The organism is Mesorhizobium sp. CNPSo 4671 (assembly GCF_057784245.1).
On record NZ_JBWLUW010000002.1, the window covers coordinates 704,145 to 722,110 of the forward strand.

Genomic DNA, 17,966 nt, shown 5'->3' on the forward strand with positions numbered 1-17,966 from the left:
CCTTGAGGGGGAGATGCCCGGCAGGGCAGAGGGGGCGCCTCGCACCACGCCTCTGTCTAAATCAACTTCTCCAAGGTAATCGGCAGGTCCCTGATCCTCTTTCCCGTCGCATGGAATACCGCGTTGGCAATCGCCGGCGCCACCCCGACGATGGCCAGTTCTCCGACGCCCTTGCCGCCGAGCACCGAGGAGTGCAGGTCGGGGATGCCCACCGAGATCACCTCGATGTCGGGAATGTCGGCATTGGTCGGCACGAGGTAGTCGGCGAGGTTGTTGTTGACGATGCGGCCATGGCGGCGGTCCATGATGCCTTCCTCCAGCAGCGCCTGGCCGATGCCCATGATGATGCCGCCCTTCCACTGGCTTTCGGCGAGCTTCGGGTTGTAGAGCCGGCCGGAATCCAGCGCCGACACCACGCGTGAGACGCGCACCGTGCCGAAATCCTCGTCGACGCGCACCTCGATGAAATGCGCGCACCAGGAGTGGCGGGAATAGTCGCCCTCGGTGTGCGGCAACGCCATGGCGATCGTGGTGTAGTTCTTGTAGCGGTCGTCGGCCGTCGAATTGGCCGGCATGGTGTCGCCGGTCGCCTCGATATGGTCGCGGCCGACGCTTTTGAGCAGTTCGGCGATCGAGATATCGGGGCCGTCGCCGCGTGGCGAGCCGATGCGGCCATTGGCGACGACCAGCGTGTTGGCCTGCAGCGCATGGAAGGGCGAGCGCGGATCGTTGATCGCCAGACCGACCAGTTGGTCGAGCGCCGAGGTCGCCGCCTGGTAGACGGCGCCGGTCATGACGCCGGCCAGGCGCGAGCCGCCGGTGACGCCGGCGCGGGGGAAGCGGGAATCGCCGAGCTTCACCACCACGTCGTCGGCCGGCACGCCGACCGTCTCGGCGGCGGTCTGCGCCAGGATGGTGTAGGTGCCCTGGCCCATGTCGATGGACGAGCTCTCGACCTCGACCGAGCCGTCGGCCAGGATGCGCACGACAGCCTCGCCATAGGCGCGCCGCACCGGATAGGTGCCGGCGGCAACGCCCCAGCCGATCAGCTGATTGCCGTCGCGCATCGAGCGCGGCTTTGGCGAGCGCCTGGCCCAGCCGAAGCGCTCGGCGCCTGCGGCAAAAGCCTCGCGCAACTGCCTGGTCGACCAGGCCTTTTTGGCGTGCGGGTCCTGCTCGGCATAGTTCCGCAGCCGGATCTCCAGCGGATCGATGCCGACCTCATAGGCAAGCTCGTCGATGGCGCTTTCGATGCCGAAGGCCGAGGGGTTTTCGCCCGGCGCGCGCATGGCGCCCGGCACCACGGAATTGACCCGCACGACATTCTGCTTCGAGGAGAAGTTCGGCGTCGCGTACATGATCGAGGTGACCGATCCCAGCGGCTCGACCCACATGCCGTCGATGGATGTTTCATTGACGCCGCGATGCACGATCGACTGGATGACGCCGTCATGGTCGGCGCCAATCGTCACCGTCTGCCGCGTCGCCGCGCGGCCGCCATAGCCGGTAAAGGTCTGCGGCCGGGTCATCACCAGCTTCACCGGCCGTCCCAGCATCTTGGCGGCGCTCGCGGCGACCGCGCCATGGCTGAGCGCCAGCGCCTTGGAGCCGAAGCCGCCGCCAATATAGGGCGAGACCAGCCGCACATTCTCGAACGGCACTTCGAACCATTCGGCATAGGTGCGGGCCATGCCGTCGAGCCACTGGCTCGGCTCCCACACGGTCAGATGATCGCCCTCCCAGCGCGCGATCAGGCCATGCGGCTCCATCGGCGCCTGGTATTCGCGCGGCGTGTTGTAGGCGGCGCAGATGCGCACCGGCGCGGCGGCGAAGGCGACCGGGGCATCGCCCCATTCCTTGGTCATGGCGTCGATCGGAATGCCGTCGCCGGCCTTGCCGTCGCTGAGGTCGACGATCGCGGGCGCCTCGTCATAGCTGACCTTGACGAGGGCTGCTGCCGCGACCGCCTGCTCGAAGGTTTCGGCGACGACAGCGGCGACATGCTGGCCCGAGAAGGTGATGTCGCGCGCCAGTGGGCAATAGGGCTTGTCCGGTGGCGGCGTGCCGAACCAGTCGGATGCGGACCTGAGGCTGATGATGGTGTCTGGTGTCAGCACCTTGAGCACGCCCGGTGCCGCCTCGGCCTGCGCGGTGTCGATCGCGCGCACCTTGCCGGATGCGATCGTGCTTTCGACCAACACGGCATAGGCGAGGCCTTCGAGCTGTTGCTCGACGGCGTATTTGGCCGCCCCCGTGATCTTGGCGGGGCCGTCGACGCGCGACAGCCGGCCGCCGACGGCTTCCGCCAGCGCGCCGTCCGACGCGTCACCCCGTTTTGATTCACCAACTCTGATGTTGTGAACGGTCATGCCGTCTCTCCCAATTTGAGGATGGCGCGCGCGACAACGCGCGGCGCGAGCTCGATCTTGTAGTGGTTGGCGCCATGGTCGACGGCGCCTTCGACGGCGAGCAGGCTGGCGGCGCGGACGGTTTCGGGCTCCAGCACCTTGCCTTTCAGCGTGTCTTCCACGGCGCGGGCACGCCACGGTTTGGTCGCAACGCCGCCAAGCGCCACGCGCAGGTCACGGATGGTGCGGTCATCGGCCTCGAATTCGATGCCGACCGCGGCACTCGCCGCCGCGAATTCATAAGACTGCCGGTCGCGGATCTTCAGATAAGTCGACCGGCGGGCGGCGGCGGAGCCGGGGATTTCGATGGCGGTGATCATCTCGCCCGGCTCGATCGCATGTTCCTTCTCCGGCGTGGTGCCGGGCAGCAGGAAAAAGTCATCGACCAAAAGTTGGCGATCGCCGAGATGGACTGTCGCGTCGAAGGCCACCAGCGCGGTGGCGAGGTCGCCGGGATACATGGCGATGCAGGCCTCGCTAGTGCCAAGCACCGCGTGGCCCCTGGTGACGCCGCCGATCGCCGAACAGCCGCTGCCTGGCTCACGCTTGTTGCAGGCGGAAAAGTTCGAGGGATCGCGGAGATAGGGGCAGCGTGTTCGCTGCATCAGATTGCCGCCGATGGTCGCCATGTTGCGGATCTGCGCAGAAGCCGCCTGCCACAGCGCTTCGGACACTGCGGGAAACTGGCTCTTGATGTCGGCATGGTCGGCGACATGGCCCATTTTGGCGAGCGCGCCGATGCTGGCGCCGCGTTCGTCGACCGCGATCCGATCGAGCCCCTTGAGGTAGGTGATGTCGACCAGCGTGTCGGGCTCGGCGACGCCGCATTTGGCGAGATCGATCAGCGTGGTGCCGCCGGCGAGCAGCATGGCGCCGGGCAGGGCGGCCGCCTGGCGTGCCGCATCGACAGAGCCGGCGCGGAAATAGGAAAAATCCCTCATGATGCGACCTCCAGGGCCGCCTGGCGCACGGCGGCGACGATGTGCGGATAGGCGCCGCAGCGGCAGAGATTGCCGGCCATGTATTCGCGGATCTCTTCGTCGGAGCCGGCATGGCCCTCGCGGATGCAGGCCACCGCCGACATGATCTGGCCCGGCGTGCAATAACCGCACTGGAAGGCGTCCTGCTCGAGGAAGGCAGCCTGCACGGGATGCAGTTCGCCCTCCCGTGCAAGCCCCTCAATGGTGGTGATGGCGCGGCCCTCGGCTTGCGCCGCCAGGGTGAGGCAAGCCAGCACGCGCTCGCCGTCGATATGGACGGTGCAGGCACCGCACTGGCCGTGGTCGCAGCCCTTCTTGGTGCCGGTCAGGCCGAGCCGCTCGCGCAAGGCGTCGAGCAGCGTGACACGGGGTTCGAGTTCCAGGTGATGATGTGTGCCGTTAATGTCGAGATGTACGGGGATTTTCGTCATGGGCGTCGGGCTCCAGTTGCTTGACGCTGGTGGGATTATTTCATGTTGGACAGGTGGAGGCCCACCTGTCCGTCCGGCGCTTTCGTTCCGGGCGTTCGTCACTTCTCACCCCAGCAGATCCTCGATGCGGATCGGAAAGCGGCGGGGCCGCACGCCGGTTGCATGCCAGATCGCGTTGGCAACCGCGCCAGCCGTACCGGTGACGCCGATTTCGCCGACGCCCTTGATGCCGAGCGCATTGACGTAAGGGTCGTCCTCATGGACCAGGATCGCCTCGACCGACGGCACGTCGGCATTCACCGGGACATGGTATTCGGCGAGGTTGGCATTCTGGATCCGGCCCGAGCGCCGGTCGGTGACGGCTTCCTCGTGCAGCGCGAAGGAGACGCCCCAGATCATGCCGCCATAATACTGGCTGCGCACAAGCCTGGGATTGATGACCCGCCCTGCGGCGAAGGCGCCGACCAGCCTTGTGACGCGGATCTGGCCGAAATCGGGATCGACCTTGACCTCGGCGAAGACGGCACCATGCGCGTGCTTGGCATAGGTCTCCTGGGACGCCGGGTCTGGAGCGCCCTTGCCGTGGCCTTCGATCTCCGTCAGGCCGGCGCGTGTGAGGATCTCGGCGTAGCTTTCGCTGCAATTTTCGTCGTCGCGGCGATACAGCCGGCCGCCGCGCGCCACAACGCCCTCATTACCGGCGCCGAACAGCGGCGAGGCCTCGTTGCCGGTGGCGAGATCGGCGAGCCTGGCGATGACGGCGGCACCCGCATTGTGGATCGCCATGCCGGCCGTCGCCGTATGGCCGGAGCCGCCGGCAATGCCCGCATTGGGCAGGTCGGAGCTGCCGGCCCTGAAGTCGACCTGGTCGATGTCGAGCCCCAGCCCATCGGCGGCGATCTGGGCGAAGGCGGTCCAGGCGCCTTGCCCCATATCCTGCGCACCGGTCTCCATCAGGCCGCTGCCATCGGCCTTCAGCACCGCACGCGCTTCGGCCTGGAACATCAGGGCCGGGAAGGTCGCGGTGCCCATGCCCCAGCCGGTGAGGAAACCGTCGGCGTCGCGCATCAGTCGCGGCTGCAGTGGGCGGCTCGCCCAGCCGAACGTCTCGGCCGCCTGTCTGTAGCATTCGCGCAGCGCCTTGGAGGAAAACGGCTTGCCGGTCATCGGCTCGACCTCGGCATAGTTCCGCAGCCGGAATTCCAGCGGGTCCATGCCGCAGGCGTGCGCCGCCTCATCGATGGCGCTTTCGAGCGCGATCGAGCCGGTGGCTTCGCCGGGCGCGCGCATGAACAGCGGCGTCCCGGTGTCGAGCCGCACCGCCTCGTGCGAGGTGGTGATGGCAGGGCTGGCATAGAGCGTGTGCGAGGCGTCCGCCGCCGGTTCGAAGAAATCGTCGAAGGTGCTCGACGTGGTCTTGGCGTGATGGTCGATGGCCGTCAGCCGCCCCTCGCCATCCATGCCCATGCGCAGGGTCTGGAGCGTCGGCGCGCGGTGGCCGACCGGCCCGTACATCTGCTCGCGCCGCAGCACCAGCTTGACGGGACTGCCAACGAGACGCGCCGCCAGGATGCCCAGCACCTGCGGCCCGGAAATCATGCCTTTCGAACCGAAGCCGCCGCCGAGGAAGGGGCTGCGGATGTGGATGTTTTGCGGCGCGATGCCAAACAGGCCGGCGATGCGGCCCTGCGCCATGGCCAGGCCCTGGCTCGGCGTGTCGATCGACAGCCGGTCGCCATCCCAGGCGGCGACGATCGCGTGCGGCTCCATGGCGTTGTGGTACTGGGCCGGCGTCTCGTAGGTGGCCTCGATCCGCGTCTTCGCCGATTTGAGGCCGGCCTCGACATCGCCCTTGTGCTGGACGGCCGGATTGCCGACGCCGACCCCACGCGGCACGAAGCTTTCGGCACCGTCTAGACCGACGCGCGCCGGCAGCGCTTCATAGCGCGGCGAGAGCAGCGCCGCCCCCTCGGTCGCCGCCTCCAGCGTTTCGGCGATCACGACGGCGATGCTCTGGTTGGGGTAGCGGATCTGATCGTTCTGCAGCAGGTCGAGCCGGAACATGAAGGGATGGTCCTTGGCATCCGGGTCGGCGGCGAGCGCCGGCCGGTTCTTGGGCGTCATCACCTCGACCACGCCCTTGTGCGCCTTGGCTGCCTCGATATCCAGCGAGGCAACGCGGCCGCGCGCGATGCTGGAGACAGCGAGCACGGCGTAGAGCATGCCGGGCGGATGGTTGTCGGCCGCGTAGCGCGCGGCTCCGGTGACTTTCAGGAAGCCGTCGCGGCGGGTCAGTGGCTGACCGATGCTGGAGCCCTGCCTGATATGGGCGGGTTGCTGGTTGAGGCTGAGTTCAAGCGTCATGGTGCGCTCCGGGACTGTTTGAGAACGGGGAGGCAGGAAGGGCCGGCAGCCGCTCGGGCGTTCCCGCCAAGGCAGACGTCAGCGCCCTGACCACGATGCGGCGGGCAAGCTCGATCTTGAACGCATTGTCGCCGGAGGGGCTGGCATCGGCCAAGGCGGCGTCCGCCGCACTGGCGAAGGTCGCCGCGTTGGCATCGGCGCCAAGCAGGACGGCCTCCGCCGAGCGCGCCCGCCACGGCTTGGCCGCGACGCCGCCGAGCGCCAGCCTCGCGGCGCGGATTTTGCCGCCATCGACGACAAGTGCTGCGGCGGCCGAGACGACGGCGAAAGCATAGGAGGTGCGCTCGCGGACTTTCAGGTAACGGGCATTGGCAGCGAAGGAGGCTGCCTCCGCCGGCAGGCGCACCGCCACGATCAGGTCGCCCGGCTCCAGCGCATTCTCCCGCTGCGGCGTTTCGCCGGGAAGCCGGTGGAATTCAGCCAGCGTGACGTGGCGCCGGCCCTTCTTGCCCTCGATCTCGACGACGGCGTCGAGCGCCACCAGTGGCACGCAGAAGTCCGACGGATGGGTGGCGATGCAGGCATCGCTCCAGCCGAGCACCGCATGCAGGCGGTTCTCGCCGCCCAATGCATCGCAGCCGGCGCCTGATACACGCTTGTTGCAGGCGCTGGCGGTGTCGTAGAAATAGCTGCAGCGCGTGCGCTGCAGGAGATTGCCGCCGACCGTGGCGGCGTTGCGAAGCTGCGCCGAGGCTCCCGACAGCAACGCTTCGGCCACCGCCGGATAGGCTTTTGCGAACGCCGCGTCGTGGGCGAGATCGGCATTGCGGACCAGCGCACCGATGCGCAGGCCGCCATCGTCCAGCCGCTCGATGCGGTTGAGTTCCGGCAGCCGCGAGATGTCAACGATGCGCTCGGGGCTGGTGATGCCGCCCTTCATCAGGTCGAGCAGATTGGTGCCGCCGGCCAGGTAGGCCGAGCCCGGTTCGGCCGCCGCCGCGATGGCGTCGGGAATGGTGGCGGGTCTGATATAGTCGAAGTCTCTCATGCCGCGGCCCTCCGGTCGGCTGTGGCAAGTTTCTCCTGGGCTTCCAGGACGGCCTCGACGATGCCGCCATAGGCCGCGCAGCGGCATATGTTGCCGCTCAGCCCCTCGCGGATGCGTTCGGGATCGTCGCCGGCCTGTCCCTCGGCGATCAGGCCGAGCGTGCTCATGATCTGGCCGGGCGTGCAGAAGCCGCACTGGAAGCCGTCATGGGCGATGAAGGCGGCCTGCACCGGATGCAGCTCTTCACCATGGGCCACGCCTTCGATGGTCAAGACATCGGCGCCGTCATGGCTGACCGCCAGCGCCAGGCAGGAGTTGATGCGCTTGCCGTCGACCAGCACCGTGCAGGCGCCGCACTGGCCGCGGTCGCAGCCTTTCTTGGTGCCGGTGAGGTCAAGCCGCTCCCGCAAGAGGTCGAGCAGGGTTACGCGCGGGTCGACCTCCAGCGCGTGTCGGTGTCCGTTGATGGTGAGGGTGATGGGAAGGCTGGTCATGGGCGTCTGGCTCCAGTTTGCTTGACGCGGATGGGAAGTGAACTGGTGCCTTGCCGGAGAAGGGCAAGGTAACCTTAAGGTCAGGTGTGGGCGGAGGTGGAGATGACAGCGGATGTCCCGGGAAACAGGCGGGCAGGGGAGATGTCGGCTTGCAGGTTCGAAAGACGTGACATACCGCTTCCCCTTCTTATATGATAAAGGCACTCCACTAAAGCGGAGGCGCCTCCGTTTGTTAGGTGGGAGCTGGCCCGGCCGGGTTCAAGCCCCCATATTTGGTCCGTGGAGAAAAAATTGGCAGACGCCGACATCGCCTCAGAGAAGGCCGCAGTGGAAAAACCGCTGCGCGCCGACGCTCAGCGCAACCGCGACCGGCTGGTCGAGGTGGCGGCGTCGGTCTTTGCCGAGCGCGGCATCGACGCCTCGCTGGAGGAGGTCGCGCGCCGCGCCGGTGTCGGCATCGGCACGCTCTACCGGCATTTCCCGACGCGCGAGCATCTTGTCGAGGTGGTCTACCGCCGCGAGGTGGAGGCGCTGTGTGCTGCTGCCGGCGAGCTCGCGGCGAAACATCCTTCCGACATCGCGCTGGAAGAATGGATGCGGCGCTTCGTCGATTACATCGCCACCAAGCGCGGCCTGGCGACCAGCCTGCGCATACTGCTCACCACCAATTCGACGCTGTTTTCCGACACGTCGGGCCGCGTCTCGCAGGCCCTGCGGCAACTGGTCGAGGCGGCGGTGGCCGACGGCACCATCCGCGGCGATGTCGACGCCTCGGACGTGCTGCACGCGCTGTCCGGCATCTACTCCGCCCCTGATACGCCGGAATGGCGCGACCGATCACGGCGGCTGGTCAAGCTGTTGATGGACGGGTTGCGGTTCGGGGCGGGGAAATAGCCGGTGGATGACAGGCTGTCGCCAGCCTCTTTATGGCTGAAGCCTCCGAGAGCGTTCCAATGACGATCGTCGTCAGCATCGATCGGGTCGCTCTTCACGGCTTCAAAGCGAAACTTTGATCACACCCACGAAGGTTCGCCTGCCGTCCCTGATCCTGCCATTCGAATCGAGTTTGTAGGTTGTTCGGGTGACGGCCTGTTTGACGTTGCCGCCAATGACATCAGCCTCACCTGGTCGTATTGCAACGACAATATCGCAATGACTGCAGAAGCTATCCGCGGTTTTCTCGCGAATCTTCCTCAGTTCCGTCTTCGCGTCAGCGAAATTGGATGGTGGCGTCCTGCAGCTTTCGCCGCTTCGGCTTGCCCACAACAGGTCGCCAATCGCAAGCGTCGTCGCGGCCGGATCCTCAAGGGATAGTCCAGCGAATTTTCCCGAGTCGATTTTCGACACATAGATCGAATGATTGTCTTGATATGGAAACCGCTTCTTGGCGCCGGCTTGCTTGAAACAGTAACAGATGAACGCTCCCGACCATGCTGGAGCATCCCTGCCGTCGAGATCGATGCCGATCGACTGCCAGTACTCCCCGACATAGGTCCAAAATGGATGCTTGGCTTCCATGCGGGGGTCCGTGAACCCGATTAAGGTTCCGTCGATCTTTTCCACCGGTCCGCCCCAGCGCGTCCATTCGCGCCGCGCTACTGTTGTCAGGTCATCAACGAATGTCATTCTTGCCCCCTCAGACAAAGTTGCCGGCCGAGCGAGACCATTTCTTCTGCTGAAGTCCGGCCCGGCGAGTCACGAGGGCTGCTTTCAAGTTCTTAACGCGCTCAGGCTCCCCATGTCCGCCGACTTCGAGCAATGCATCAAACGGCTTCTTGGCGAGAAGCGCTGCCTGCAATTCATCAAACCCTGCGCGGCCCTGGTGCCTCACATCCATCACCACGCAACAGATGTCGGCACCTCTGCCGTCGAGCCCCAGTCTTTTGTCGGCTTCCTTCACCAGCCTGCTCGCAGTATTGATCATGTGCTGAACCTGCAGAAGCCGCGCTTCCGGATGGCTGCCAGTCCAATGAATGAGCTTGGCCGCGGCTATAACCTCGGCGTCTTCGACATCATCAAGTGTTGGATTGAAGTAAAGTTGCAGAGGTTCTGTAGACCCCGCGTCCTCCATGGGAATGATCTTGCTATCCTCAACCTTCACGATGCGTCCGCCACGCACCTCAAGATTGGGAAAATAGTCCACCACCTCCGGACGTTGCAGCATATCACGGAACCAGCGTATGAAATCACCATCAGGAACGTGAGCTGCAAATTGTCCGAACCCGAACGTAAATCTCGCTCGATCATATGTATTGAGAGAGATGAAGCTCTGCCCTTCGCAAATCGCCGTTGGCTCGATGAAATCACACCAGAACGGATAGACGGTCTGATAGTCGGAGGCTACGTAAAGTTGCTTCCGTGCTTCGTCCGAACCGAAGAATCCGCCATCGTTTGAAAGGCCAAATCGCTCGACTCCTGTCTTTTTGTTCCGATAGGAGACTTTTGAGCCGATTGCGAAAGCGGATGCGTTATCCGGTCTGGCGGAGTAATGCTTTCCGTCGCGCACTACATCAAAATGAATGGCCACGAGCTATCCCCCCGGATTAGTCTTAGACCGATATTGATTTGATCATAAGCGCCTGGATTACGTTCTGCAAGAAATTCGGTGGTGATCTTCAGCGATTTGTAAATTGAGTGCAGTCGGCGAGCGCTGCCGTTTGAGACGCAGTTGCGAGATTCCAAGATGTTTTGTTCGGCATAGCGTGACTGCTTGTGCCGACTGGATAGGCAGGGCTGTGGTTTGATGCGGGGGATCCGTCAAAGCTTGATGGTGCGCGAACCGTCCGAAGGTGAGCACGGCCTGTCATTTGGAGAGTCATGCCAAGCCGGCTCACACACCGCGCTTGCATCTGAATGCGAGCGGTTGTTAAAATCCTCACATTTCAAGGGATGCACAGGCCCAACGCATGACTGCTCGCAAGGCGCAAAGGACGGCACGGCTGATCGATCTGCTGTCGCAGCGACGGGTTATCCATCTCAGCGAAGCGGCGGCGCTGCTTGGCGTCTCGGAGATGACGGTGCGGCGCGACATCGCCACCAACCAGGGGCAGATAGCCTATCTCGGCGGGCACATATTGGCGGCGGCCGAGATCGAGGCCGATGTTCCCTACGAACTGGCGACCGCGGCCGACAGCCATGCGGCGGCGAAGCGCGAAGCCTGCGCGCATGCGGTGCGCAAGATACGGCCCGACGAGACGATCTTCATCGACTGCGGCACGACGCTGATCCATCTGATCGATCTCATTCCCAACAATTATCAAATAACGGCAATATGTTACGCCATGAATGTCGCGGAGCGCCTAAGCCGCAAACCCAATGTCACCATCATCATGCTGGGGGGCGTCTATCACCCGGCGTCGGCGTCATTTTCGGGCACGCATGATTTCGACATTTTGAACAGCGTCGGCATCAACGCCGCCTTCCTGTCCGCCGCCGGCGTCGATGCCAAGCGCGGCGCCACCTGCGAGCATTTCCACGAGGCGGTGGTGAAACAGAAGGTGATGAGCCTGGCGCGCGAAAATTATCTGGTTATCGACTCCAGCAAGATCGGCAAGCTCAAGCGCGCCTTTTTCTCAGCCATGGACGGCTTCGACGCTATCATCACCGAACATGGCGAGGTCGGGCCGGATTCATTCCGGCCGCCAGCCTGACTCCGTTTGACATTTCCCCAAGGTGATGGAAAAGTCACAAAAAAAGTAAGAGAAGTCTCAAAAGAGACTCCGGACAGTCTGGGTAGGGGACGCGTCAAAGGGAGGAAGTGCGGGCGTAATGATCGAACAGGGTTCGATTGCGCTGATTTCCGGGACCCCCTTGCTGCGTGTCGAGGGCGTCAGGAAGCGGTTCGGCGGCGTCAATGCGCTGCGCGGTGTCAGTCTCGAAATCCTGTCCGGTGAAGTGCACGCGCTGCTCGGCGAAAACGGCGCCGGCAAATCGACGCTGATCAAGATCCTGAGCGGTGTGCATGTGCATGATGGCGGCTCGATCGAGATCGACGGCAAGCCTGTCTCGTTTTCCTCGCCCGCCCAGTCGCGCGACGCCGGCGTGGCGGTGGTCTATCAGGATCTGAGCCTGGTCGAGTCGCTCTCGGTCGCCGACAATCTCCTTTTGGGACGAGAGCCGAAGACGCGGCTTGGCTTCTTGAAGAAACGCCAACTGGCGGCGCAGGCCGAAGCCTTCCTCAAATCGCAGAACATCCCGCTCGATGCCCGCGCCATGGTCGGCTCGCTGCCCTTCGCCTATCGCCAGATGACCGAGATCGCCAAGGCGCTGATGGGCGATGTGCGCCTGCTCATCCTGGACGAGCCGACCTCGGCGCTGACCGACGATGAGGAAAAAATCCTGTTCGAGGCCATCCGGGCGGTCGCGGCGCGCGGCGTCGGGGTGATCTATGTCACCCATCGCCTCAACGAAGTGTTCCGCATCTCGAACCGGGTGACCGTGTTCCGTGACGGGCAGAACGCTGGAACTTTCGTCACTGCGCAAACCAATATGCGGCAATTGGTCGGCGCGATCGTCGGCCCGGATCATGCTGTGCTGAAGACGGGCAGCACGGCATCACGGCAAAGCGTGCTGTCATCCGTCGGGTCATCCGAAAGGCCCGTGCTCGAATTGAAAGGCGTCAGCAATGACCGGCTCGACGGGGCCAGTCTCGAATTGCGCGCCGGCGAGATCCATGGCCTTGCCGGGCTGATCGGCAGCGGACGCACCGAGATCCTGCAGACCATCTTCGGCCTGCGGCCCGTCCAGTCGGGTGAGGCCAGGCTGGACGGTGTCTCGTTGAAGGACGTCGATCCGGCGGCAGCAATAGGGCTGGGCATCGCGCTGGTGCCGGAGGACCGGCACGTCCAGGGCCTGGTCCTCGAACATTCGATCGAGCGCAATCTGACCTTGCCGCGCCTGCCGTATTTTTCGCGGCTTGGCTGGCTGCAGCGGCGGCCAGCGAGCGAACACGCCGATGCGGCGATGCGCCGGCTTTCCGTCAAGGCGCCAGGCGCGTCGACCCTGGTGAAGAACCTGTCCGGCGGCAACCAGCAGAAGGTGGTGTTCGGCAAATGGAACGAGCCGCGGCCGCGCGTGCTGTTGCTCGACGAGCCGACGGTCGGTGTCGATGTCGGCGCGCGCGAGGAGATTTACGGCGTCATTCATGCCGCCGCAGTGGCCGGCAGCGGGGTACTGCTGGTGTCTTCGGACCTTTCCGAGCTGCTGCAGCTCTGCGACCGCATCTCGATCGTCGTCGATGGCCGCATCACCAGGACGATTGCGCGGTCGGAATTCGGCAGCGCCGAAGACCTCCATCACCTCATTCAACTTTCGCAGCCATCGGAAGAGCACGCGGCATGACCGACACTGAAAGCCCGGCAAAGGCAGCAATGGCGAAGGGCGCCGCCAACCAGCAGGGCGGTCGCTCGGCGTTGCAGCATCTGCTGCAGGGCGAGCGTCCCTACATGCTCTATGTCGCCTTCGCCATCATGCTGATCGTCTTCAGCCTGGCATCGCCCTGGTTCCTGTCGATCGACAATTTTCTCAACATCGGCCGCCAGACGACGCTGGTGTCGATCATTGCGGTCGGCATGACATTCGTCATCATCTCCAGGCAGATCGACCTGTCCGTCGCCTCGACGCTGGCGCTTTCGGGCATGAGCGCGTCGCTGGCCATGGCTCTTGTCGCCAACAACTGGGTCATCGGCGCGCTGGCCGGGCTGGGCACCGGCGCGCTGATCGGGCTGATCAACGGTGTCTTGACCACGCGCCTCGAAATCCCGTCCTTCCTGGTGACATTGGGCACGTTGAGCGGCGCGCGCGGGCTGGCGCTAATGGTCACCAACACCAAGCCGGTCATCATCACCAACGAGCATTATTTCGCGATCTTCGGCGAGGGCTCGGTGCTCGGCGTCCCGGCGCCGATCCTGTGGACGCTCGGCGTCACCGTCGCCGGCATATTGCTGCTGCACTACAGTGTCTATGGACGGCGGGTTTACGCCGCCGGCGGCAACCCGACGGCGGCGCTTTATTCCGGCGTCCATATCAAGCAGGTCACGACGCTCGCCTTCGTGCTGACCGGCACGCTCGCCGGGCTGGCATCGCTGATCCTGTCGGCGCGCTCGCACGCGGCGCGGCCCGACGTCGTGCAAGGCATGGAACTCGACGTCATCGCCTCGGTCATCCTCGGCGGCTGCAGCCTGTTCGGCGGCCGCGGCTTCGTGCTCGGCACGCTGCTCGGCAGCCTGATCATCGGCACGCTCAACAACGGGCTGGTGCTGCTCGGCGTCAGCTCGTCGCTGCAACTTGTCATCAAGGGAGCAATCATCGTCGCCGCGGTCGCGTTCACGAGGAGGTAAGGCGCGCATCTCGCGGATATCAGCAGAAGACAGCCGGCTCCAAACGGCAAACAAACGTCAGAAATCAACGGAGGAAGTCATGAAACAATCGGCAAGAATCCTGTTCAGCACATTGAGCCTCGCCGCCAGCGCCTTTGCGCTGTCGACGACCCTAGGCCTGGCGCAAACGCCCGACACCTGCGTTACCGGCGTCGACATGGCGACGCTTGGCCCCAAGGGCATTGTCGGCCAGGGCCCGCATGGCGAAAAGGCAGCTTCGCCCGACGAGCTGAAACTGACCGACGACGAAGCCGCCAAGGTCAAGGCGGGCAAGTTCAAGGTCGGCATCTCCATGCAGACGGTCAACCTCGACTGGTCGCAGTTGCAGGTGGCGGGCATCAGCGAAACGCTGGCCAAATATGGCGTCACCGTCACCGGCGTGGCGTCGGCCGAATATCAAGTCGACAAGCAGATCGCCGATATCGAGAACACCATCCAGCAGCATCCCGACGGCATCATTTCCATCCCCGTCGATTTCACCGCGACGGCGCCGACCTACAAGAAAGTGGGCGAGGCCGGCATCAAGCTGGTGTTCATGGACAGCATTCCGGTTGGCCTCTCGTCGCCGAAGGATTTTGCCTCGATGATCTCGGCCGACAGCCAGGGCAATGGTCAGATCGCGGCAACGATCCTGGCGTCCTGCATGCCCAAGGGTGGCACGATCGGGCTGGTGAATTTCGGCGTTGACTATTTCAGCACCAATGAGCGGACCAAGGGGGTCAGCGAGTGGATGAAGGCGAACCGGCCCGACATCGTCTTGAAGCAGGTCGACTTCACCGATCCCTCGAAAGTCTCGCAGATCGCCGGCGACTTCCTCACCGGCAATCCCGATGTGAAAGGCCTGTTCGCGGTCTGGGACCAGCCGGCGCTCGACACGCTATCCTCGATGCGTGCGCAAGGCATCGACATTCCGATCACCACGGTCGATCTCGGCCTGCAGTCGGCGATCGAGATCGCCAAGGGCGGGCCACTCAAGGCAACCGGCTCGCAGCGCCCCTATGATCAGGGCGTCGCCGAGGCGATGGCCATGATGAAGGCGCTGATCGGGCAACCCACGCCCGCCTGGGTCGGCGTGCAGTCGCTGCCGGTGGTGCAGTCCAACGTGCTGGAATCCTACAAGACCGTCTTCCACAAGGATCCGCCGGCCGAACTGGTCGACGCCTGCAGCAGCGCCAAGCCGAAGTGCAATTGAGGTAGGGGAGATGGGCGCGGGGGAAACCCGCGCCCATGTCTGGCTGACGCTAAAGACGTGCACCCCTGCTGGCGGCGCGGCTACGCCTTGGCCTCGACCAGGATCACCAGCGATTCCGGCACCACGCCATCATGCGCCATCGCGTCGGCTGCTGCCTTGCTCTGCATCAGCGCGGCCATCTTATCCATGTCCGGAACATCCATCATCACGGCCACCCGTTTCGGGTTCTGCGGATCGACGAAGGTGCGGATGTTGGTGATCCCCAGCGAGCCGAAAAGCTCCTTGCGCTTGGGTGAACTGAGCCAGTGCTTGCTGTCTTTCGAGATGTCGTGATGGCCGATTACGGTTGGCATGGCATCCTCCCCAGGGGTAACGTCGGCGGCCGATATCGCCCGCCGATACTGCGATCCACCTGTGCAGGCCAGTGAGCGCCGTTTCCCGTAGACTGTCAATTAGCTGTTGCTGATGGAATGGTTGCCAACGGTGTGACGTGCGTTCTACCCCTCCCTGGAGTCATGAATTGGAAACCATTGCTGCCGGTCGACGATATGGCGACCGAGGCGGGACTGATGCCTATTCCGAGACTGCTCGATTGCCGATCGCGACGCCACCCCAGTCCTCAGGCGCGACGTCGGCGATCGATTGCGAGAACGTCCAGCGGTGGCCAGCGAAGTCGCGGCAGGAATATTGGCGCTCGCCATAGGGGTAGCTGGCCGGCGGGCTCAGGATCACGGCACCGCGGCGCGCAGCTCGCTTGTGATGGGCGTCGACATCCTCGACACGCACCATCACCGCGAACGGCGCGCCGGCCTGCTCGCATATAGGTTCGCTGTTGTTCGATCCGGTGACAATCACCGCTCCGTACCCGAAGCCGAGCTGCTGGCGGTGGTTGCCGATGATCAGCCGCTGTTCGAACCCGAAAACCTGGCAGAGCCAGCGGCTGGCCGTCTCGACGTCGGGATAGGACAGCACGGGTATGACCGCGCTCGCGGGCATCGAGCGATTGGCGATCATGTCATTCTCCATGGTGTTCCGCGCAGGGGCGATCGAGGACGGATTTCCCCGCTTCAACTATAGGGCGACCAGCATTGCTGGCGAGGCCCGTTATAGGGCTGATAGCTGTTGTCCCAGGCACGGTAGGAGACGTAACGCCCATAGCACCAGCGTATATGCGCGGCTTCCAGACGGACGGCGGGAGGCGGCGGCGATGGCGCGACGGACGCAGCCGCGACACCGGCGGCAAAGGCGGCGGCGGGGAACCAGTAGCCGTTGTAATAGCGATAGCCTGGCCGCACGCGGACATAGCCGCGATAGCCATTGTAGTAGTATCCGCCGCCGACGACGTAGAAGCCGCGGCGAAACCAGACCGGTGTCGGCCCTGTGGTGAACGACGCCGGGGCAGGGGCCGGCACGACCGGCAAGGCCTGGGCCGGCGAGGCCAGTACCGTAGCTCCAATCATCAAACCGCAAAACGCTGTGATTGTCCGTTTCATCTTTTCACTCCTGTGGATGGGGTCGAAGGGTTGGGATCACTGACGTCGGAGCGCCCGCAGTTCGGAGATCGAAAGCGCGCCATCGCTGTTCGTGTCCGCCTGCAGCAATCGGTCCGGAATGAAGGCGGCAAACTCGTCGCGCGAAATCTTGCCGTCGCCATTGCGGTCGATACGGCGGGCCTGGGCTTGGAAGCCGGCGAATTGGGCGGCCTGGAAGTCGCGCTTCGACTTCACCTGCTCGACCGCGGCACGCACTTCGTCCGCGTCGAGCAAACCATTGTGGTTGGCATCCATCCGGTCGAACATCTGCGCCCGCGCGGCCCGGATTTCGCTGAATTCGAGCTTGCGGTCGCCGTTGGTGTCTATGTGCCGGAAGAGGTCCCTGGCACTGCCGTCCGCCGCACAGGCGCTGGCGGTGCAGAGCAGCATGCCAGCAAGAGCCATGACGATCTTGTTCATATTGATCTCCGCATTGGGTCGGATGGTCCGCCGCGGACCGTCCTTGCAGAGCCTTCTACGCAGCGCCTGTGGTGGTCCTACGCAAAGCGAGATGATTTTTTCGAGGTGCGGCCAGCACAGCCGCCTATCCCCGCCTCGATAGAGAATTCAAGGCCGGCAAAGAATCTTGCGTGTCGAGCGTAGGAGCCCGGCTCTCGCTGCGTATCGGTCAGCAGTCGCCCCCCGCGGCCTGACAATGAAAGGACATCATCATGAAACGCTCAGTACTGATTGCGGCCTTGCTCATCGGGCTCACACCGCTCTGCGCGGTGCAGGCACAGGACATGCCGGGCCAGCGCATCCTGCAACGGATCGATACCAATGGCGACGGCGTCATCTCCAAGGATGAGATGACGGCCGCCCGCGAGCGCCTGTTCAAGCGGCTTGACCGCAATGGCGATGGCGTCATCGACGAGAAGGAGATGGAGAGCGCCCGTCAGGCGATCAAGGATCGCGCCGAGGTGGCGCAGGCGCGGCTCGGCAACCGCTGGCGGCGCATGGACACCAATGGCGACGGCAAGGTGTCAGAACAGGAATTCGCCAGCAGCATGCCGTTGTTTGACCTCGTTGATCGCAACGGCGACGGCAGGCTTTCGGCGGACGAGATCGCAACCGTCCGCAAGCTGATAGCTGAGCGTTCCAACTGATCGCAGCAATTATTCCCTTTACAAAACAAGGAGT

The 17,966-nt window shown here is 64.1% G+C and carries 18 protein-coding genes; 6 read left to right on the forward strand and 12 right to left on the reverse strand.

The window, feature by feature from the left end; genetic code table 11:
* Positions 1–56 precede the first annotated feature (56 nt).
* From AC04SF_RS07915 to AC04SF_RS07940, 6 genes are all read right to left on the reverse strand, one after another.
* A complete protein-coding gene (locus AC04SF_RS07915; RefSeq protein ID WP_488477278.1) occupies positions 57–2,369 on the reverse strand; it encodes a xanthine dehydrogenase family protein molybdopterin-binding subunit in 2,313 nt (770 codons plus the stop codon).
* Positions 2,366–3,349 (reverse strand): FAD binding domain-containing protein, encoded by a 984-nt coding sequence (locus AC04SF_RS07920; protein ID WP_488477279.1) that lies wholly within the window; start codon positions 3,347–3,349, stop codon positions 2,366–2,368. Before AC04SF_RS07920 ends, AC04SF_RS07915 begins: the two co-directional genes overlap by 4 nt.
* Positions 3,346–3,819, reverse strand: a complete 474-nt coding sequence (locus AC04SF_RS07925; RefSeq protein ID WP_096448104.1) for a (2Fe-2S)-binding protein — start codon at positions 3,817–3,819, stop codon at positions 3,346–3,348. Before AC04SF_RS07925 ends, AC04SF_RS07920 begins: the two co-directional genes overlap by 4 nt.
* Before the next feature lie 105 nt (positions 3,820–3,924).
* Complete coding sequence (locus AC04SF_RS07930; protein WP_488477280.1) at positions 3,925–6,183, reverse strand: xanthine dehydrogenase family protein molybdopterin-binding subunit; 2,259 nt, start codon at positions 6,181–6,183, stop codon at positions 3,925–3,927.
* The gene (locus AC04SF_RS07935) at positions 6,173–7,231 is read right to left on the reverse strand and encodes an FAD binding domain-containing protein (RefSeq protein WP_488477281.1); all 1,059 of its coding nucleotides are present in this window, start codon (positions 7,229–7,231) and stop codon (positions 6,173–6,175) included. The genes AC04SF_RS07930 and AC04SF_RS07935 overlap by 11 nt, the downstream gene beginning before the upstream one ends.
* A complete protein-coding gene (locus AC04SF_RS07940; protein ID WP_096448098.1) occupies positions 7,228–7,725 on the reverse strand; it encodes a (2Fe-2S)-binding protein in 498 nt (165 codons plus the stop codon). Before AC04SF_RS07940 ends, AC04SF_RS07935 begins: the two co-directional genes overlap by 4 nt.
* Positions 7,726–8,004: 279 nt before the next feature.
* Between AC04SF_RS07940 and AC04SF_RS07945 the strand changes: the two genes are divergently transcribed.
* Positions 8,005–8,619 carry a TetR/AcrR family transcriptional regulator gene (locus tag AC04SF_RS07945; protein ID WP_488477282.1) on the forward strand — a complete coding sequence of 205 codons (615 nt, stop codon included), beginning with the start codon at positions 8,005–8,007 and terminating at the stop codon, positions 8,617–8,619.
* 102 nt (positions 8,620–8,721) lie between these two features.
* Here the strand turns inward: AC04SF_RS07945 and AC04SF_RS07950 are convergent, their stop codons facing one another.
* Together AC04SF_RS07950 and AC04SF_RS07955 are read right to left on the reverse strand one after the other, a co-directional pair.
* On the reverse strand, positions 8,722–9,351 hold the full coding sequence (locus AC04SF_RS07950) for a DUF2272 domain-containing protein (RefSeq protein WP_488477283.1): 630 nt from the start codon (positions 9,349–9,351) through the stop codon (positions 8,722–8,724).
* A gap of 10 nt (positions 9,352–9,361) precedes the next feature.
* Complete coding sequence (locus AC04SF_RS07955; RefSeq protein WP_488477284.1) at positions 9,362–10,252, reverse strand: hypothetical protein; 891 nt, start codon at positions 10,250–10,252, stop codon at positions 9,362–9,364.
* Positions 10,253–10,631: 379 nt separating this feature from the next.
* Here AC04SF_RS07955 and AC04SF_RS07960 point away from each other — a divergent pair, with 379 nt between their 5' ends.
* The 4 genes from AC04SF_RS07960 to AC04SF_RS07975 all read left to right on the forward strand — a co-directional run bounded on the left by AC04SF_RS07960 (position 10,632) and on the right by AC04SF_RS07975 (position 15,294).
* Positions 10,632–11,375 (forward strand): DeoR family transcriptional regulator, encoded by a 744-nt coding sequence (locus tag AC04SF_RS07960; RefSeq protein ID WP_488477285.1) that lies wholly within the window; start codon positions 10,632–10,634, stop codon positions 11,373–11,375.
* Between the two features lie 118 nt (positions 11,376–11,493).
* On the forward strand, positions 11,494–13,065 hold the full coding sequence (locus tag AC04SF_RS07965) for a sugar ABC transporter ATP-binding protein (protein WP_488477286.1): 1,572 nt from the start codon (positions 11,494–11,496) through the stop codon (positions 13,063–13,065).
* Positions 13,062–14,063 (forward strand): ABC transporter permease, encoded by a 1,002-nt coding sequence (locus AC04SF_RS07970; protein ID WP_488477287.1) that lies wholly within the window; start codon positions 13,062–13,064, stop codon positions 14,061–14,063. The genes AC04SF_RS07965 and AC04SF_RS07970 overlap by 4 nt, the downstream gene beginning before the upstream one ends.
* Before the next feature lie 79 nt (positions 14,064–14,142).
* Positions 14,143–15,294 carry a substrate-binding domain-containing protein gene (locus tag AC04SF_RS07975; RefSeq protein ID WP_488477288.1) on the forward strand — a complete coding sequence of 384 codons (1,152 nt, stop codon included), beginning with the start codon at positions 14,143–14,145 and terminating at the stop codon, positions 15,292–15,294.
* 80 nt (positions 15,295–15,374) lie between these two features.
* Here AC04SF_RS07975 and AC04SF_RS07980 read toward each other — a convergent pair whose 3' ends face one another.
* The 4 genes from AC04SF_RS07980 to AC04SF_RS07995 all read right to left on the reverse strand — a co-directional run bounded on the left by AC04SF_RS07980 (position 15,375) and on the right by AC04SF_RS07995 (position 17,246).
* Positions 15,375–15,647 carry a hypothetical protein gene (locus AC04SF_RS07980; protein WP_199641784.1) on the reverse strand — a complete coding sequence of 91 codons (273 nt, stop codon included), beginning with the start codon at positions 15,645–15,647 and terminating at the stop codon, positions 15,375–15,377.
* A 220-nt stretch (positions 15,648–15,867) separates the two neighbouring features.
* Entirely contained in the window at positions 15,868–16,308 is a 441-nt protein-coding gene (locus tag AC04SF_RS07985; RefSeq protein WP_488477289.1) for a VOC family protein, read from the reverse strand.
* Positions 16,309–16,361: 53 nt separating this feature from the next.
* A complete protein-coding gene (locus AC04SF_RS07990; RefSeq protein WP_488477290.1) occupies positions 16,362–16,787 on the reverse strand; it encodes a BA14K family protein in 426 nt (141 codons plus the stop codon).
* A 36-nt stretch (positions 16,788–16,823) separates the two neighbouring features.
* Entirely contained in the window at positions 16,824–17,246 is a 423-nt protein-coding gene (locus AC04SF_RS07995) for an EF-hand domain-containing protein (protein WP_488477291.1), read from the reverse strand.
* A 251-nt stretch (positions 17,247–17,497) separates the two neighbouring features.
* Here AC04SF_RS07995 and AC04SF_RS08000 point away from each other — a divergent pair, with 251 nt between their 5' ends.
* Positions 17,498–17,932 (forward strand): EF-hand domain-containing protein, encoded by a 435-nt coding sequence (locus tag AC04SF_RS08000; protein ID WP_488477292.1) that lies wholly within the window; start codon positions 17,498–17,500, stop codon positions 17,930–17,932.
* The last annotated feature ends 34 nt before the right edge of the window (positions 17,933–17,966 follow it).

Coding starts and splice junctions, on each gene's coding strand:
- AC04SF_RS07915 (WP_488477278.1), bottom strand. CDS start 2,369: ATGACCGTTCACAACATCAGAGTTGGTGAATCAAAACGGGGTGACGCG.
- AC04SF_RS07920 (WP_488477279.1), bottom strand. CDS start 3,349: ATGAGGGATTTTTCCTATTTCCGCGCCGGCTCTGTCGATGCGGCACGC.
- AC04SF_RS07925 (WP_096448104.1), bottom strand. CDS start 3,819: ATGACGAAAATCCCCGTACATCTCGACATTAACGGCACACATCATCAC.
- AC04SF_RS07930 (WP_488477280.1), bottom strand. CDS start 6,183: ATGACGCTTGAACTCAGCCTCAACCAGCAACCCGCCCATATCAGGCAG.
- AC04SF_RS07935 (WP_488477281.1), bottom strand. CDS start 7,231: ATGAGAGACTTCGACTATATCAGACCCGCCACCATTCCCGACGCCATC.
- AC04SF_RS07940 (WP_096448098.1), bottom strand. CDS start 7,725: ATGACCAGCCTTCCCATCACCCTCACCATCAACGGACACCGACACGCG.
- AC04SF_RS07950 (WP_488477283.1), bottom strand. CDS start 9,351: ATGACATTCGTTGATGACCTGACAACAGTAGCGCGGCGCGAATGGACG.
- AC04SF_RS07960 (WP_488477285.1), top strand. CDS start 10,632: ATGACTGCTCGCAAGGCGCAAAGGACGGCACGGCTGATCGATCTGCTG.
- AC04SF_RS07965 (WP_488477286.1), top strand. CDS start 11,494: ATGATCGAACAGGGTTCGATTGCGCTGATTTCCGGGACCCCCTTGCTG.
- AC04SF_RS07970 (WP_488477287.1), top strand. CDS start 13,062: ATGACCGACACTGAAAGCCCGGCAAAGGCAGCAATGGCGAAGGGCGCC.
- AC04SF_RS07975 (WP_488477288.1), top strand. CDS start 14,143: ATGAAACAATCGGCAAGAATCCTGTTCAGCACATTGAGCCTCGCCGCC.
- AC04SF_RS07980 (WP_199641784.1), bottom strand. CDS start 15,647: ATGCCAACCGTAATCGGCCATCACGACATCTCGAAAGACAGCAAGCAC.
- AC04SF_RS07985 (WP_488477289.1), bottom strand. CDS start 16,308: ATGATCGCCAATCGCTCGATGCCCGCGAGCGCGGTCATACCCGTGCTG.
- AC04SF_RS07990 (WP_488477290.1), bottom strand. CDS start 16,787: ATGAAACGGACAATCACAGCGTTTTGCGGTTTGATGATTGGAGCTACG.
- AC04SF_RS07995 (WP_488477291.1), bottom strand. CDS start 17,246: ATGAACAAGATCGTCATGGCTCTTGCTGGCATGCTGCTCTGCACCGCC.
- AC04SF_RS08000 (WP_488477292.1), top strand. CDS start 17,498: ATGAAACGCTCAGTACTGATTGCGGCCTTGCTCATCGGGCTCACACCG.